Source organism: Vibrio sp. J2-4 (assembly GCF_021728155.1).
Classification (GTDB): Bacteria; Pseudomonadota; Gammaproteobacteria; order Enterobacterales; family Vibrionaceae; genus Vibrio; species Vibrio diabolicus.
In genome coordinates this window covers 365,688-381,683 of record NZ_JAKKCN010000006.1, presented here as the reverse complement: position 1 = coordinate 381,683, position 15,996 = coordinate 365,688, and the positions used below count along the sequence as shown (strand labels likewise).

Sequence of the window (15,996 nt, the reverse complement as noted above, 5' to 3'; positions counted from 1 at the left end):
ACAGCTAACAAGTTGTTCAAGAGGGATTCACAACGCGTGGCATTTTTACTATGCGTTAAGTTTAGTGTTAAAGGCGGTATGCGGCGGCATCGGTATTGCGTTGTTCACCCCTTAACAAGGCGTTAGTTGCCAACGAGAAAAAACGTACCTAAAGCAGAATGTTTAGGGCTAATGTCCATGTGTTTTTGGTTAGGTTTTCGTATTTCAATTTCTAGTTATTTGGGGTTGTGAAAATCGTGCTTTGGTTCCTTGAGCGGTTTGAGTTTTCTGTTTCAGACGCTGATTAGCTTGTTGAACGTCTGCTCTGCTGTATTGTCGTTCTAAAAGGTTTGTTTGGTGTTCAAAGCCCGTTTTCTACGGCGTTGTAAATTCCAAGTGGTTTCAGTGACAGTCGCTTTGAAACTGCGCCTGATTTGAGTTTTCTGAAACACGTAAATCTAGTGTTGTCAAAGCGGTAACAAACTTCAAATCAAAGCTTTAGATCTGGCAACTAACAAAGCATTCAAGAGGGATTCACAACGCTTGGCAGTTTTGGTTTGAATTGGCTTTAGTGTTTACGGCACAATGGCTTAGGTTAGGTGGTGGCGTTGTTCACCCCTTAATGCGGCGTTATGTTTTTACCAATTTCTGTTGTAATTCAGAGTTATACAGATAGAATATGCAACAGTTTACGAACGTACGGCATTGAGGCTATCTCAGTGCTGTCAACCGTCCCGCTAGGTTTGCTACTCCTTAAATAAGCGGGTTTAAAAAAAGTAGCAAAAGTCTGGACGTCCCTATGCCTAGTATTTTGAAAGACTGGGGACAGTTAATGGAGGGTTTGCCTATGGTAAATCAGTCGTTGGCGAGTTCAGCAAGCTTACACCTGAGGCTCGGAGCTTTTGGTGTGCTGTTTGGAACCTTAGTGGTGTTTTTTGCGCCTCCTGTAGCGTTCTGTCTTACAGTGCTTACTACTATCTTCTTGTCAAAAGTGTAACTGCTTAGGCACGTAACAGTTCGGCTGACGTGCCGCCTCTCTTTTCTGACCTGAGCATCCTTCAAATACAAACATAACAAAGCGTTTAAGACGGATTCCCAACGCTCGGCAATTTCGGTTTGATTCAGCTTTAGTGTTTACGGCACAATGGTTTAGGTTTGGTGGTAGCGTTGCTCACCACTTAACGCGGCGTTAGTACGGGTTTGACATCAAAGGTCATAAGTTTTGGTGTTTATCTGTTTTGGCGCTTGCCTTTACACCTTTCAGTTTGTGCCTTTCACGTTCTTTCCGGTGGCACTATATGCGGAGTGTTTGCTTTGATTTCACCGTTTACGGTCTCTAACTCTTAGCCTATTTCTTTGGCGCTTCTTCGTTTTCGTTGTACTTCCTGAATTAATCTTGTCGTTCGTTGGGTGTTGCCATCAAAGTGCGAGGATCGAATCCTTTTCTAATTTGAAGCCAGTAAAAGTAGGGGAGTTAAGTGCGTTTTTCTTCTAGCCAACTTTCGTCTTTCAACTGGAATTAAGTTTTGTAGCTGCCCGTCTCACTTCAGTGTTCAAAGCCTTTCATATCATGCTAGTTTTCAATATCTTGGAGCGCATAAATAGAAGTAGCGCATGTACTAACAAATTGCTTAAGAGTGATTCGTAACGCGTGGCATGTTTACTTTGCGGTGGCTTATGTGATTAAGGCGCTGTGCGGTAGCTTTTGTATTGCGTTACTCACACCTTAGCAAGGCGTTAGCCATACGAGGTAAGTATGTCGGAATATAAATTAACAGAAGAAATAATTAAGCTGTCTCAATCGCAGCTATGGGATGTAGCTAAATCTGAATGGACTCTGTACGAGATATACGAAGCTGATGAGCCCGAACGTTGTTTGTGTGGGCACTTCCCTATCATTGAAATTTGTAACCTTAAGAACAAGTTAAATTCTAATTATGCGACCGTTGGAAACTGCTGTGTTAAGAAGTTCATTGGTTTACCTTCAGATAAGATTTTCCAAGCAATAAAGCGGGTTAGAAAAGACGATGAGAAATCGTTAAATGCAGAGGCAATAGCTCACGCTTACGACAAAGGCTGGATTAATGATTGGGAAAAAAGCTTTTACTTAGACGTTATGCGAAAGCGCAAACTTACTCCAAATCAGCTTAATAAAAAGTTCAAATTAACAACAAGTTAGCAAGCAAAATGAAGCGTGTCTAAGTATGGCTAACAAACTGTTTAAGAGTGATTCGCAACGCGTGGCATTTTTATCATGCGTTGGTTTTAGTGTTTAAGGTGGTATGCGGTGGCTTTGGTATTGCGTTGCTCACACCTTAACAGGGCGTTAGTTGCACGAGGAGGTTTCGTGGAAGAATTATCAGGTGGAAGAGAATCAGCAATATATCGAGATGGTGAAGTTGTCTATCGTCCTCTTCAGTCGTGGAGTCCTACAATTCACCTTATTTTGAAACACCTCGAGCGAGAAAATGTAGATGAATGTCCAAGATTTCTTGGTGTTAACCAAGAACAGGAAGTCCTAAGTTTTGTTGTTGGTAATACTTATAACTACCCTCTAGTCGGTGCAATTACGACTGTGGATGCACTCACATCAGCAGGTAAACTATTGCGCAAAATACATGACTCAACTGTGCCACTTTTGGAGCAAGTAGATGTCAATGCGCACAAGTGGATGCTAGAGCCAAGAGAGCCTTTTGAAGTTATCTGTCATGGTGACTTTACCCCATACAGTGTTGCTCTCTCCGAGAACACAGTTGTAGGTGTATTTGACTTTGATACTGCGCACCCCGCGCCAAGAATATGGGATTTAGCATATTCAGTTTATTGCTGGTCGCCTTTCAAAACTGACAGCAATGATAAGTTAGGCACAATCTTTGAGCAGGTAACTAGAGCTAAGTTGTTCTGTGATAGTTACGGTGCAACTACTTCTGAAAGAAATCAACTAGCGGACGCAATGATTGAGCGATTACAGGCTTTAGTTTTGTTCATGCGCAGTGAAGCTGAAAATGGTAATGAAACCTTTGCCTGAAAACATAGAGCAAGGTCATCTTCAAGCCTATCTAAATGACATAGAATATATCACTGAAAATAAACAAAAAATTGAGTGCGCATTGTGCAACTAACAAAGCATTTAAGAGTGATTCGCAACGCTTGGCAGTTTCGCTTCGCTCAAGTATAGCCAAGCGCCGCTCACACCTTAATGCGGCGTTAACCCTCACGAGGAAATTATGAGTAAGGAAGAACTATTTCAACATGAATTGGAATCCCTTTATCGAGTTGTGGGTAGAGCTACTGGATATTGGGCTAATTACTACCTGAGGTCTGTAAGAAAAAATGGTGCTGTTTTACATGCGAAGACAGCGTTGTCAAAAATAGATACCACCCAAGGTGGCTTCCAAACTTTGATAGAAGTGGGACGTCCGGAATTATCTATGGAATATTCCGTACTTAAACCTGAATTCAAATCGCTTTTCACTGAAATAGAGATCAATGAAGCTAAGCGACGTTTGTCGACTGTACCTGAATATGCATGGCGTAAGGAGGTCGAAGCAGACCAAAACTTTTCCGGTGAAATAGTCGATAACAGCATTTTCACTGAGGGAGCAAAAAAGCAAGTTACAGTTAACTCCTATGAGCGATGCCCCAAAGCAAGGCAAGCGTGTCTTGATAAACATGGTTACAGTTGTAAAGTATGTGGCTTCTCGTTCTTAGAAGTTTATGGTGAGATCGGTAAGGGCTTCATACATGTGCATCATATCAAGCCATTGGCTGGGATATCAGAAAATTATGAAGTTAAGCCAACAAAGGATCTAGTGCCAGTTTGCCCTAATTGCCATGCAATGCTTCATACCAAAAGCCCACCGCTATCAATAGACGAATTAAAATCGATAATGGTAAAAAGTGAGGGTTAACAAACTGTTTAAGAGTGATTCGCAACGCGTGGCATTTTTACTATGCGTTACGTTTAGTGTTTAAGGTGGTATGCGGTGGCATCGGTATTGCGTTGCTCACACCTTAACAGGGCGTTATGCCTCAAGGTATTCTGACAGTTCGGAGAAAGCATGGATAGCTATAAAGAGAGACTTCAAAATATGTTCTTTAATTCCCTCTGGGTCAAAGCTGTAGGTGATTCTTATCCACAAGATCTTCAACCATACAGTAGTTGTACAAATGAATTATTAGCAAGCCTAGCTGAGACTATCAGAGATTTAAAACCTAAAAGGATCTTAGATCTTGGTTGTGGGTCAGGTGGTTTGAGTGTTTGGTTGGCAAAAGAGTTTGGTTGTACAGTTGTAGGATTAGATCGCTCGTTTGCAGCAATACAATTCGCTCGGGAAAGAACAGAGAAACAAGGGTTATGTGAAAAAGTGAGTTTTGAAGTTGCTTCGTTTGATGACATTAAAAAACTCGAGGGTAATTTCGACATGGTAGTTAGTATTGATGCACTACCATTTGCAAGCGATGAATATTCGGTCTTAACAGATATATATGAGCATTTAAACAACGGTGGGCAGTTATTTTTTACTACCCGTGCCCCTTTAGCTAACTCTTCAAAATTCAAACGTTTGGGCAAGACTTGGAACAAGGCTTTAACATATTCTGGCTTTGTAAATTCAGCTGAAGTTATAGAGAGAGCAGGTGTTTCAGAGTACTGGGCTTCAATCTATCATGAATGGTTAGCGAATGAGCAGCGACTGAGAGCGGAACTATCGGAGCAAGTTGTAGATCTTCTTCTAAACGAAGCAAATGAGGTAGGGTCTAGATTGTTTGACGGTAGACCTTGGTGGTTAATAAAAGCACAAAAGGCATAACAAATTGTTCAAGAGTGATTCGGCACGCGTGGCATTTTTACTATGCGGTGGTTTTAGTGGTTCAGGTGTCATGCGGAAGCATCGATATTGCGTGCCTCACACCTTAACAAGGCGTTATGCCTCACAAGTAAAAGGAACTTTCGATGTTTAAAATCGAGACTAAGCGTCTGATTATCAGGGATATGACTCCGAATGATGAAGACGCTTTTGTTACTATGTCTCAGGATGCTAAATATCAGCGTTTCTATGACGAAAGCGATTGTGACCCTAATAAATACCGAGAGTTAACAAGCTTGTTTATAGCCCAGGCTTCTGAGAAGCCAAGAAAATCATACCAATTAGCTGTCGAGTTCAAGGTGTCAGGTGAGTTCGTTGGTACTGTTTGTTTACGGCTAGAGGACAATCAGCAGGCTTCGATGGGGTGTGCATTTTCCAGAGTATCTCAAGGTAATAAGTTAAGTCATGAAGCCGCCTTGGCTCTGGCAGATTTTGGGTTCTCGGAGTTGGGAGTTCACCGCATTTATGCGGAGACAATCAGTAAAAACCTGACAGCTATTAAGCTCTGTAAGTCTCTGGGCATGCGCCAAGAAGCACATTTTAGAGAACATCGTTTTTTCAAAGAACAGTGGTGGGATACAGTGGTTTTGGCAGTCCTTCGAACCGAGTGGGGCAAGATGGCTAACAAAGTATTTAAGAGTGATTCGTAACGCGTGGCATTTTTTCATGCGTTGATTTTTGTGTTTAAGGTGGTTGCAGCTACATCGGTATTGCGTTACTCACACCTTAATGCGGCGTTATGTTGCCCCGATAAATTGGCAATCTAGAGTTCTAAAATGATAAGAAAGTACAATTCAAATGACTTAGATTCAGTCCTTAAAATCTGGCTTGAAGCATCTGTTAAAGCTCATGATTTTGTTTCGGCTGACTTTTGGGAGTCTCAAGTTGAGAGCATGCGTAATGTTTATATCCCGGCGTCAGAAGTTTTCGTATACGAAATCGAGTCGAAAATAGTCGGCTTTTATGCGCTGTATGAAAACAACTTGGCAGCTATATTCGTGTTTCCTGCATTTCAGGGGCAAGGTATCGGTAAGCAATTGTTAAGTCATGCTAAAGCACAAAGAGCGATATTGAGCCTTTCCGTATATAAGGAAAATCAGGCTAGTTATCAGTTCTATCTGTCTCAAGGCTTTACAGTCGTCAGTGAGCAATGTGACGAGCATACGGGACGCCCAGAGTACACAATGAGTTCGGGCACATAACAAGGCGTTTAAGAGGGATTCTCAACGCTTGGCAGTTTTGGTTCAAAGTTTAGCTTTTGTGTTTATAGCACAATGGTTTAAGTTGGGTGGCATCGCGTTGTTCACCCCTTAATGCGGCGTTATAAGTAATTGTCAGTTTCGGAGCTAGGAATTAAAAGATGAAGTGTTCAGTGTTTATTGCAACCAGTACAGACGGTTACATCGCAGATGAAAATGGTGGTTTGGATTGGCTTCATGTATCAGGTAACCAGGACGCTGATATGAGTGAAAATCCAGATATGGGCTTTGCTGATTATGTAAGCTCGGTTGATTGTATGGTCATGGGGCGAAAATGTATGGAAACGCTCTCTAGTTTTAATCTTACCTCTGAACAGTGGCCTTATGGTGATATAAAAGTTTATGTCTTGAGTAATACACTTAAAGCAGCACCTGAAAACCTTTCAGGTAAAGTTAAAATGTACTCTGGAGGCCTACCTGATTTAGTGCGTAAACTTGAGCAAGAAGGTTATAAGCACGTTTATATTGATGGTGGTTCTACAATTACCTCATTTTTAAATCAACAACTGATCAATGAAGTCACAATAACAAGAGTTCCAGTGATTCTAGGTGGAGGTATTCCACTTTTTGGTAAATTGGAAAAAGCTATTCAGTTACGAGAAGCTTCAGCAATAGTGTTTCCTAATGATTACATTCAAACAAAGTATTCCGTAAATTACTTATAACAAAGCGTTTAAGAGGGACTCCCAACGCTTGGCGGTTTTGGTTAAAAATTTAGCTTAAGTGTTTATGGCACAACAGTTAAGTTTGGGTGGTATTGCGTTGTCGCCCCTTAACGCAGCGTTATGCAGCAAGGAGAATTATGAGACAACAGTATCATTTTCGAAGCTCAGATGAAGGGCTGTTATCGTGGGATATTTTCCGGCTAATTGAACTAGCTAAAGATTTGCCAGTTATCGAAATCTCTCTAGCAGACATCAGTGAGTTAGACGAAGAATTTTGGTTTGAGCTAGGTGGTGCAAAACCAACCTGTAGAAATATTACGGAGCACACGAAACTCATCCAAAAAGCTGACTTATCATACCCAATCATTATGTGTCATAAAGGTAGAGTAATGGATGGTATGCACAGAGTGTGTAAAGCAGTGTTACTTGGTCACGATATAATCCGAGCAGTCAGGTTTCCTCAATATCTAGCTCCTGATCATGTTGGCATTGAAGCTGATGAGTTACCGTATTAGAAAGCTGCATAACAAGGCATTTAAGACGGATTCCCAACTCTTCGCATTTTCGGTTTGATTCGGCTTAAGTGTTTACAGCACAATGGGTTAAGTTGGGTGGCAGGCGTTGCTCACCACTTAATGCGGCGTTATAACCACGGCATAAAATGGAGTATTTATGATAGCAAGGGAATGGAAAGCTACCTGTCCGAAGGAGCATGAAGAGGGGTTTATTGTGTACCTTTACGAGACAGGCATAAAAGACACATCAGCCACCAAAGGTTTCCTTGGGGCACAAATTCTGAATCGAGATTTAGGAGATGATGCTGAAATCACGTTGCTGACTTACTGGGAAGACCTAGATTGTATTAAGTCGTTTGCTGGTGAAGATATCAGTATTGCTAAGTTGTACCCAGAAGATGAGAAGTACAAATTAAACCCTGATCTCCACGTGAGCCATTATGAAGTCCGCGAGAACATGTGGTTATAACAAAGCGTTTAAGAGGGACTTGGCACGCGTGGCATTTTCAATTTGAATTAGCTTTAGTGTTTACAGCACAATGGTTTAGGTGGGGTGGCAGGCTTTGCTCACCACTTAATGCAGCGTTATACGGAGATATGAATATTGAAGAATGTTGAAGCTTTTTTGGTTAATTCCTTTACTTCGAATGGAACTGGTGGGAATCCTGCTGGTGTAGTGCTTCACGCTGATCACTTGTCGAACGAAGAAAAATTACAAATAGCACAAGTTGTTGGTTACTCGGAAACTGCGTTTGTATCTCTCGATGACGAAGCCGACTTTGAGTTGTCTTTTTTCACCACAACAGGTGAAGTTGATTTCTGTGGACACGCCACATTGGCAGCATTTTCGACTATGTATCAAGACGGAATCATAACTGAGGTAAATACCTTCAAAGGGCTAAAGCAGGTTTGCTTGTGGTAACTATAGAGGCTAATGGTCATATAGTAATGGACCTGAAGTTACCAGAATTTCGTGGGGAGTTTAGTTATGAGGTCATATCAGAGTTAATTGGACTAGACTTGACGCTACTTGAGTCAACTCGGTTACCGATTGAGGTTATTTCAACAGGCTTACCTGATATTATTGTCCCAGTGCCCTTTGGGTATCTTGATCAAATTCAAGTGAATGAAAATTTAACTAGTGAGTTCTGTAAAAGGCATGGTGTAATTGGTATCCATGCTTTTGAGCTGTGTGAGAAAACAAGTAAAGTGACAGCAAGCTGTCGTAATTTCGCTCCATTGGTTGGGATTTCAGAGGAGTCAGCGACACGAAGTGCGAGCGGTGCATTAGCTTGTTACTTAGCCAAACACCTTCCTAATGCACATTCGAATAGCTTTACTTTTGAGCAAGGTCGGCGATGGAGTGTGTATCAAGAATTACAGCGTCTGTGGAGTTTAACGACCAGGGAATTATTAAGGTTAGGGTTGGTGGTTTTGCTCATAAAGTCGGCAGGCAGAAAATCTCCGTATAACAAAGCATTTAAGAGTGATTCCCAACGCTTGGCGGTTTCAGTTCAAGGTTGGGCTCGTGTTTACGGCGTAATGCCAGTAACCACCAACAAGTAAAAAGGAGTTTTAAAATGGTTGAATACAGAAAAATTGAAGCGGATACATTTACTAAATTGGAAAAGCTGCGCGATGAGCATAAAAAATGTGAACAGGCATATATAGATGGGATTAAAGAATTCCATGATAGCAAAATTGACCGTGAGACACTAAACGCATTGTTTGTCGAGGAAAGGCAAGCTCATAAAGCCGCGGATGAGTTTTTCCAAAAGAATTTCGGCATAAAAACACTTTGATTTAACTAACTTTTTCTTTGGGGATGCTAAAGTATGACTTATAACAAAGCGTTTAAGAGGGACTTGGCACGCGTGGCATTTTCAATTTGCGTTGGGTGTAGTGTCTAAGGTGCTTTGCAGAAACTTTGGTATTGTGTGCCTTCACCCCTTAACGCGGCGTTATGGCGCTTTACAGATCTGCGGAAAATAATCACAAAGGGATTCGGAAAAAATGATACGTAACTTTTACACTTGTGATAGAGAAGTCGACGAAAATAGCCATGATGGGGAAGGTTCAATTGATATCTATCGTGCATTTAGGCGTAAAGATTTCGATGGTGCTTGGGATTTCGCTATCCGTGTAGTTATGCCACCAGGAAGCTCTATGGGTGAGCATACTCACGGAGACGATGAAGAAATGTATATCATTTTGAAAGGTGAAGGCACTATGACCATTGAAGGTGAGGAAAGAAAAGTGACTTCAGGAGATATGATAGTTAATAAACGTTTTGGCACTCATGGTTTGGTTAATACATCGGCCAATGAAATTGAGTTACTCATCATTCAAGCAAGTCTAAAATAATTTCCCATACAAAGCGTTCAAGAGGGACTATCAACGCTCGGCGGTTTTGGTTCAAAGTTTGGTTTATGTGTTTGCGGCACAAAGACTTAAGTTAGGTGGAATGCGTTGCTCACCCCTTAACAGGGTGTGAGGCGTTGTCCAGAAAGTATGGAGAGATAAGATTAATAGAACTTTTCCAGATCAATTAGAAAAACTGCACTCAATAGACATTGACTACGCGGACGGTGAGGGAATCGATTTTGAACCATATGATGATTTCTATTCACATGAGGAAACATCAGAATGGATTAAAGCATGGACTGGTAATTCTTCACTCAATGGGCATGAATATTTAATTTTTGGTCAAGATGGTTCTGGCGGTTACGCTGCTTTTTGGCTGGTCAACAATGTCGAAGATCTTTTGCAACAACCTATTGTTTTCTTTGGCTCTGAAGGTGAAGTTGGGGTGGTTGCACAAAATTTTGGAGACTATGTTTGGTTGTTTGCACATGGTCTTGGCCCATACGAGGCTGTTGCTTATCCTGATTTGAAGCGCCCCCTAAATAGTAAGTTTTTGCACTTTGCTCAGGAGGTTGCACCGTCAAATGAAAGCTCTGTGTCTAAAATCATAAGCGTGGCCAAATCAAAGTACGCTAATTTGAGCAAATGATTGACGAGCTTTGCCAATAAGCCAAGCGCCATACAAACGTTTAAGGTTTCAAGATACTTTTTCTAATCCAAGTCTCGCACATTAGAACCCATACTCTAACGTGCTTTTGTCCACCTTCGAGCTAGCTGATGTGGCAAGCTCACATTTGCCCCATAACATGCCAGAGTAGCTGACTGCCTCTGTCCTACAAAACCACATTTTGACTTAATAAACCTACTACGCTTAATATGAACCAATATACTTATTTGTTTATCATTGCAAAGTAAATGGTTGGGCATGATGCAGTAACTCAATGGTTACCTAGAGGTGTACTCATTTTCAGGCTTAAAGAGCAAAGCGCTTTAAGCGGCAGCTTGATAATCGAATGATAGATAATGACTTTTAGCTATTTAGGAGACAGCTGTGCACGATTACGGAGTGTTTGGACATGACAGGGTAACTATTGGTCGGTGGCTTGGGGTTGGCTCTATATTGGTTGCGGGAGGTCTATCTCAGGTAGCTGTTTGGGCTGCATCCCTATCTGGAGTTGATGCGTTCTTAAGGGCCACTCTTACGACTGGTGCTGTTTACTTTGGTCTTCACTGGCTTTTCAACAAGTATGCGTGGAAGATTCCTTTTTTCGATATTCCTGACTTAAGTGGACACTGGGAGGTTGAAGGCCGAACTCTTGATGAAGATGGTTCTACTAGATTTGACTGGGTGGCAGAAGTTGGGATAGCACAAGACTGGAAGCAGATGGCTATCCACCTTAAGACTGAGCGTAGTCAAAGCGATAGTTATACTGCGATATTATCCAAGCGACGTGGTCCAACTGGGGGCTGGAGGTTGACATATAGCTATCGCAACGAACCTGAAGTGACTAACGCTCACGAACTGAGCCCCCATAGGGGCTACTGCGAAGTCGACTTCGATCGAGAGTTAACGACAGCACAAGCATCGTATTTCAACAGCGCTGGAAGGCGCACTTTTGGGTCTATGAAGTTAAGGAAAAAAAATGATTGATTTTGAACGACGCCTTCGTTCACTTAAGGATCGCCGTCAGGGGTTACGGGAACAAGCAATCTATGAGTCAATGGACTCAATATCTGCAAATCAAGCGATTCTGAAGGGTTCTGATATTAGAGAAAAAGAGTCATATGAGCGCCTCAATGAGAAAGCAGGAGTAAAATATGCCGTTGGTGCTATGGCCGCTGTTGAAGAAAAGTACACACAGAAACCTATTGCGGAGGGTGAGCGGGTTGCAGACAGCTTAATCAAAAGCCTCACCAATCGAGGAGAGGATGTTGGTAAACGGATCCAAGGTTCTGTTGCTCTCGACATCCACATCAAAGGGCATTCTGATGTAGACATGCTCATTTTGGTCAACAACCCTGTAAACGTTGAGTATCCAAAGGTTAATGAAAGTTTTTATACACCTGCGACTGATCATCGCTCATTAATTGAAATAGCTCGTGATGTACGAACCAAATCAGAGGATATTTTACCAGTGAACTTTCCTGCTGCTGATGTAGACTGTAGCAATAATAAGTCGATTGCTATGGAAGGAGGTAGCCTTCAAAGAAAAGTGGATATCGTTCCCGCGATATGGTTCGATAGTATTCCATATCAGAGGAGCAAGGAGGAGCATGATCGAGGAGTAAAGATATACCATAAAGGAGAACATGAGTTTATCCTTAACTACCCGTTCAAACATATCAAGTTGATTAACGATAAGGATAACGCTTACTCTGGTAATCTAAAGTGTGTAATTCGTCTTATGAAAAATATTGTAGCAGATATGCCTGAATACAAACACCGCGTTGCAAAAAGGTTATCTAGCTTTGATCTAGCGGCTCTTGCGTATCACATGAATCATAATGACTTGTCTGTTCCCACTTATGCACGACTAGGGCTCGTTGAAACGTTACGCATGCACTTATTAATAATTAACTCATCTGAAGCGTATCGTAACATGCTCACTGTCCCAGATGAGACAAGAAAAATATTTGACAGTGACGAGAAGGTTGAAGCATTACAGATTCTCACGAAAGAAGTAGAAGACCTTGCACAAGCAATATTTAAAGAACTCCGTCCTTTCGCTACACATTACGACTCCTCTGAATTTCAACAAAAGCAAGTTTGGTTATAAGTCGTTTACTTAACGAGAAAAGGGGAGTTTAGCGCTATATTTTGTTGTCAATACTAACCACTGCTTAGCTGTGGTTAGCTCCCTTTATCGGGTGTTGAAAACGAAGGTCGCCTTCTTTGAGGGTGACTTTTTATTTGGAGGTACAGTTGGAACATAATTTACTTAAGGTTTTGGAAAAAGTGAGGGCAGAAGTACCCGGTAATATGTTTACAGGTGCTGGCGTTATCGTGTGCAACTCATTGGATAATTTGCCTTTTTTGCCAATGAGTGAGGGGGCAAGGGTAAATAGCAAAATAGATACTGTTTCCAAAATTGTTGAAGGTAGCTTAGCCACAAATGTCAACCATGATGGCTTTAATATACTTGGCAAGGATATGAGTTTGCTATACACAAATGTTTTTGTTGCCCCCCCTATAGCCAACGATATTGATATTGATGTAACTAAAGGGTTTGGGGCTAGGTATATGGCTGCAATTCTAGCATCTAAAGTCGAAGGGGTTGCTCTTTCAGCTGTAGTTAGCAACTCTTACGGCATTATAATGTTCAAAGACGGAAATGTTGTAAATTTCAATGATTAGTTTATTACCTCTTACAAAAATGTTTTCACTGTTTGCGATGTTATCGTTGCTGCTAGTTACAGCTTTATCCTACCTGTTATCTCTTGCTGGTATTGAAACATACAGCGATTTAAGGCTTTTGGGCATAATTGGTCTTGTCTTAGAGTTTTTTCTTATTTTTCTCTTTACTAAAGGATGGAGAACTTTTTGGCAGTATATTCCAGCATTGAATCAATGGATATTCCCTGATCTTAATGGTGAATGGGATGCGAAAATTGCTTGGAACTGGAAAAATGGTGACATAACAAAAACAGGCAAAAAAAATGGTCGTGTAGTCATTAAGCAGTCGCTACTGAAATTTAGTGTTGATTTAATTACTGATGAATCGGAATCTACTACATTGGTCGTCAAGCCATTTAAAGATATGGAATCAGACCAACCTGCTTTCTATTATATGTACAAAAGTGAGAGCATAGAGCCAAGTAGTGGAGGCGTTATCGAGCATAAAGGTGCTGCCGTACTAAAAGCTAACCACGGTACATTGAATACTTTGTCTGGTAATTACTTCACGAATAGAAGTACTTATGGACGTTTCACCTTCGAAAGGAAAATATAACATTTACAGGCATATCACCCGTCAAAAATGACCGAACCCACAGCTACCTACTCAGCTCTGTCAAATACGCCGCTAATTGTTACTTATGGTAAACTCATATAGAGAGGGTTTGTGTGATATCACCACTGTCTAATGGGGCTTGCCAGCTATTTTTCAACCTGTCCCATTATACACTTATCTAGCTAATCAGCCTTATCTGGCCTTTTAATTGGCTTGTCCCAGTTTAACTGGAGGCTTTGTTAAATAAATTAGTATTATTTCTGCTAATGCGTGATTTGCTAATTTAGAGCAAGTTATTAGGATCTAATTTTTAAAACTTGAGCTAATGGATAGACAAAAAGCAATGTAGGCCCCCCTCAAGGTTTGCAATGAGCTGTCTAGAGACGTGTTACAGCTGAAATGCGTAACTACCTTGAAAAACGCCGCTACCCCTATCTGTTATTAGAAGAAGATCTAGTAAGGCCAAGCATTTGGTTAGTCATGACTAACTAATTGGCTAACGGATTGCTTAACTAACCCTCTGTTTTATGTGCACATACGCCATTAGTCGGGGAGTCATCAACTAAGTAAACATTAAGGTATTAACAAGGATACCTTAATGTCCACTTAATGTGGTGTGATGTAACATTAGTTATAAGTACGTCGATGTAACTCGACCCTTCTTCAAAGATACAGCTTTTAAGCAAATTGTCATGAGGCTTGTGAAAAGGGGCATTTTGGAGCTTGTTATGTCGCGAGACGGACAAGTATTGAGTATCGGCCTCATCAAGGCGTAGTTGGGTAGCATGGTTCAGCAACGAATATGCTAGCTATAAGATGGAGAAAGACTGGACTAGCCGGAAACATTAATTAAATAACACTGCACGTGAACTGAGAAGAGAAGATGTCTCGGTTGCATTTTTCTTGAGGTGTTTAAACCAGCTATCGTTGTTAATGTTAGTTACTATAACCGACTCGCATTCCTCCATATCTAAAAGGTTCTTTACGATTCTGGTAAAGATTCCTTTCCTCTGAAGTGATGGATGTAACGCGATGCATTCAATCTGAGCTACTTTGAGGGACAACTTTCGCATTTCTTCGCTCAACACTCTCGTAAACTCTGAAAAGTTCACTTCATCCTGTGGAAGTAAGCATTTATCAAATGAAATTTCATTTAAAACGACAGGATAACCCTGCTTATAGCACGTCTCTATAAGTTGGTCTGTAAATAGCTCAAAATGGTAGAAATAGACAAAATCAACTCGGTAACATAGTTCAATTAGTTCGTTATCATTGCAATCACTAATTAACATACAGTGTTGCTCTATCTTATTCGACTCTAAATACTTTTTATAAAGCACAATAGATAGATCAACTAAGTCTGTTATGAGTTCATCTTGCGCCATTTCTTCAAATGAACAGTTGATTTTTTTTGTGTAATCCATCGCGATTTCTTATATAAAGTTTTATAGAAAGTAAACAATGAACTGATATCTATATTAGTTCTATTTGTTTTTCGTGTTAATGATTGGCAATTAAAGCATCAAACGACGCTTTGATGCTTTCTATCAACTTCTCTGTAACACCATTAACGTTGTCTGCTTTAATATAGCGTCCAGAAAATAGCTTGCTGGACTGCTCTATCTCACTGAGATAAAGGTCGCCAACAACACACCAATCGGCATTTGATTTATATACATGTGATAGCATTCTTCTGACCTTATCATTGTCATCCAATCGAAGATTGACAGCTTGTTCTGATGCTAGACACATACTGTCGAAGCCTTGGGCAACTAGAAATTCACGCTGAAATACGGAATCAAATGGAAACAAGAGTATGTTGTATTGATGGCTAAAATTGTTTAAGCGATTTACTCCTTTAGGATCAAGTTCTATTCGTTTGAAAAATTCTTCTATTGAGAGCGACAGTGAACTTTCGATTACCGTTCGCATTTCTGGATGTTGGTTGAGGTAACTAGTCGACAATAGAAGAGATCCAATATCAATATATAGGATTTTAGGTCTTGCATTACTTATTGCTGCATGGGTCAATTTAACCTCCCGTTCGTAAACAATGTACGATTCGTGGCGCACCTTCCTTACCGTTATCTATTCCTGTTAGAAAGAGCCATAAAAATGATTTAGGAAATGGTGAGCGGTGTAGACTACAAACAACGTAAGTACCTCTGAACAGAGGTCATATTAACTTGACGCACTTTTTGTGTTTTTGATCGACCGCCTTTTGGAACGGACGTATAAGACAGTACCAATCATTCCTACTATGAAGCCAATTATAATACCCATTCCTATAGGTAGAATAAGATATGTATAGTCAAGTAATGAAGCCTTCATGTACCCTCTGGTATTTACATTTATCCAACAAGTGGCATAACTAAAGACGCCTAAAAGTGAAACGA

The 15,996-nt window shown here is 40.8% G+C and carries 18 protein-coding genes and 2 pseudogenes; 18 read left to right on the top strand and 2 right to left on the bottom strand.

What is annotated here, in order from left to right; genetic code table 11:
- Positions 1–1,735: 1,735 nt before the first annotated feature.
- The 18 genes and pseudogenes from L3V32_RS21105 to L3V32_RS21010 all read left to right on the top strand — a co-directional run bounded on the left by L3V32_RS21105 (position 1,736) and on the right by L3V32_RS21010 (position 13,600).
- Positions 1,736–2,181: pseudogene (locus L3V32_RS21105) on the top strand (hypothetical protein).
- A 145-nt stretch (positions 2,182–2,326) separates the two neighbouring features.
- Positions 2,327–3,101: pseudogene (locus L3V32_RS21095) on the top strand (phosphotransferase).
- A gap of 105 nt (positions 3,102–3,206) precedes the next feature.
- On the top strand, positions 3,207–3,890 hold the full coding sequence (locus tag L3V32_RS21090; RefSeq protein ID WP_237285130.1) for an HNH endonuclease: 684 nt from the start codon (positions 3,207–3,209) through the stop codon (positions 3,888–3,890).
- Between the two features lie 150 nt (positions 3,891–4,040).
- On the top strand, positions 4,041–4,790 hold the full coding sequence (locus L3V32_RS21080) for a cyclopropane-fatty-acyl-phospholipid synthase family protein (protein ID WP_237285128.1): 750 nt from the start codon (positions 4,041–4,043) through the stop codon (positions 4,788–4,790).
- A 143-nt stretch (positions 4,791–4,933) separates the two neighbouring features.
- On the top strand, positions 4,934–5,497 hold the full coding sequence (locus tag L3V32_RS21070) for a GNAT family N-acetyltransferase (protein ID WP_237285126.1): 564 nt from the start codon (positions 4,934–4,936) through the stop codon (positions 5,495–5,497).
- 126 nt (positions 5,498–5,623) lie between these two features.
- Entirely contained in the window at positions 5,624–6,049 is a 426-nt protein-coding gene (locus L3V32_RS21065) for an N-acetyltransferase (protein WP_237285124.1), read from the top strand.
- A 170-nt stretch (positions 6,050–6,219) separates the two neighbouring features.
- Entirely contained in the window at positions 6,220–6,771 is a 552-nt protein-coding gene (locus L3V32_RS21060; protein WP_237285122.1) for a dihydrofolate reductase family protein, read from the top strand.
- A 137-nt stretch (positions 6,772–6,908) separates the two neighbouring features.
- Positions 6,909–7,286, top strand: coding sequence for a hypothetical protein (locus L3V32_RS21055; RefSeq protein ID WP_237285120.1), 378 nt, complete (start codon positions 6,909–6,911; stop codon positions 7,284–7,286).
- Positions 7,287–7,443: 157 nt separating this feature from the next.
- Positions 7,444–7,755, top strand: coding sequence for an antibiotic biosynthesis monooxygenase (locus L3V32_RS21050; RefSeq protein ID WP_017420651.1), 312 nt, complete (start codon positions 7,444–7,446; stop codon positions 7,753–7,755).
- Between the two features lie 135 nt (positions 7,756–7,890).
- A complete protein-coding gene (locus L3V32_RS26105) occupies positions 7,891–8,208 on the top strand; it encodes a PhzF family phenazine biosynthesis protein (RefSeq protein ID WP_267136695.1) in 318 nt (105 codons plus the stop codon).
- A gap of 26 nt (positions 8,209–8,234) precedes the next feature.
- Complete coding sequence (locus tag L3V32_RS21045; RefSeq protein WP_267136694.1) at positions 8,235–8,852, top strand: PhzF family phenazine biosynthesis protein; 618 nt, start codon at positions 8,235–8,237, stop codon at positions 8,850–8,852.
- 14 nt (positions 8,853–8,866) lie between these two features.
- Complete coding sequence (locus L3V32_RS21040; RefSeq protein ID WP_085344722.1) at positions 8,867–9,088, top strand: hypothetical protein; 222 nt, start codon at positions 8,867–8,869, stop codon at positions 9,086–9,088.
- Positions 9,089–9,299: 211 nt separating this feature from the next.
- Entirely contained in the window at positions 9,300–9,650 is a 351-nt protein-coding gene (locus L3V32_RS21035) for a cupin domain-containing protein (RefSeq protein ID WP_085344720.1), read from the top strand.
- A gap of 400 nt (positions 9,651–10,050) precedes the next feature.
- Positions 10,051–10,299, top strand: a complete 249-nt coding sequence (locus L3V32_RS21030) for a hypothetical protein (RefSeq protein ID WP_237285119.1) — start codon at positions 10,051–10,053, stop codon at positions 10,297–10,299.
- Between the two features lie 402 nt (positions 10,300–10,701).
- Positions 10,702–11,301 carry a pancortin-3 gene (locus L3V32_RS21025; protein ID WP_237285117.1) on the top strand — a complete coding sequence of 200 codons (600 nt, stop codon included), beginning with the start codon at positions 10,702–10,704 and terminating at the stop codon, positions 11,299–11,301.
- Complete coding sequence (locus tag L3V32_RS21020) at positions 11,294–12,427, top strand: hypothetical protein (protein ID WP_237285115.1); 1,134 nt, start codon at positions 11,294–11,296, stop codon at positions 12,425–12,427. Before L3V32_RS21025 ends, L3V32_RS21020 begins: the two co-directional genes overlap by 8 nt.
- 146 nt (positions 12,428–12,573) lie before the next feature.
- On the top strand, positions 12,574–13,005 hold the full coding sequence (locus tag L3V32_RS21015) for a diadenylate cyclase (RefSeq protein WP_140348748.1): 432 nt from the start codon (positions 12,574–12,576) through the stop codon (positions 13,003–13,005).
- Positions 12,998–13,600, top strand: coding sequence for a hypothetical protein (locus L3V32_RS21010; protein WP_178981100.1), 603 nt, complete (start codon positions 12,998–13,000; stop codon positions 13,598–13,600). The genes L3V32_RS21015 and L3V32_RS21010 overlap by 8 nt, the downstream gene beginning before the upstream one ends.
- Before the next feature lie 845 nt (positions 13,601–14,445).
- On the opposite strand, the gene L3V32_RS21005 is transcribed toward L3V32_RS21010, so the two are convergent.
- Together L3V32_RS21005 and L3V32_RS21000 are read right to left on the bottom strand one after the other, a co-directional pair.
- Positions 14,446–15,024: a hypothetical protein gene (locus L3V32_RS21005; protein WP_178311862.1), complete on the bottom strand. Its 579-nt coding sequence runs from the start codon at positions 15,022–15,024 to the stop codon at positions 14,446–14,448.
- Between the two features lie 76 nt (positions 15,025–15,100).
- Entirely contained in the window at positions 15,101–15,631 is a 531-nt protein-coding gene (locus L3V32_RS21000; RefSeq protein WP_237285114.1) for a hypothetical protein, read from the bottom strand.
- Between the last annotated feature and the right edge of the window lie 365 nt (positions 15,632–15,996).

What these genes read in the sequence shown, in the direction of transcription:
- L3V32_RS21050 (WP_017420651.1), top strand. Translation starts at nt 7,444, where the DNA reads ATGATAGCAAGGGAATGGAAAGCTACCTGTCCGAAGGAGCATGAAGAG.
- L3V32_RS21045 (WP_267136694.1), top strand. Translation starts at nt 8,235, where the DNA reads ATGGACCTGAAGTTACCAGAATTTCGTGGGGAGTTTAGTTATGAGGTC.
- L3V32_RS21040 (WP_085344722.1), top strand. Translation starts at nt 8,867, where the DNA reads ATGGTTGAATACAGAAAAATTGAAGCGGATACATTTACTAAATTGGAA.
- L3V32_RS21035 (WP_085344720.1), top strand. Translation starts at nt 9,300, where the DNA reads ATGATACGTAACTTTTACACTTGTGATAGAGAAGTCGACGAAAATAGC.
- L3V32_RS21065 (WP_237285124.1), top strand. Translation starts at nt 5,624, where the DNA reads ATGATAAGAAAGTACAATTCAAATGACTTAGATTCAGTCCTTAAAATC.
- L3V32_RS21080 (WP_237285128.1), top strand. Translation starts at nt 4,041, where the DNA reads ATGGATAGCTATAAAGAGAGACTTCAAAATATGTTCTTTAATTCCCTC.
- L3V32_RS21055 (WP_237285120.1), top strand. Translation starts at nt 6,909, where the DNA reads ATGAGACAACAGTATCATTTTCGAAGCTCAGATGAAGGGCTGTTATCG.
- L3V32_RS21090 (WP_237285130.1), top strand. Translation starts at nt 3,207, where the DNA reads ATGAGTAAGGAAGAACTATTTCAACATGAATTGGAATCCCTTTATCGA.
- L3V32_RS21020 (WP_237285115.1), top strand. Translation starts at nt 11,294, where the DNA reads ATGATTGATTTTGAACGACGCCTTCGTTCACTTAAGGATCGCCGTCAG.
- L3V32_RS21010 (WP_178981100.1), top strand. Translation starts at nt 12,998, where the DNA reads ATGATTAGTTTATTACCTCTTACAAAAATGTTTTCACTGTTTGCGATG.
- L3V32_RS21070 (WP_237285126.1), top strand. Translation starts at nt 4,934, where the DNA reads ATGTTTAAAATCGAGACTAAGCGTCTGATTATCAGGGATATGACTCCG.
- L3V32_RS21005 (WP_178311862.1), bottom strand. Translation starts at nt 15,024, where the DNA reads ATGGATTACACAAAAAAAATCAACTGTTCATTTGAAGAAATGGCGCAA.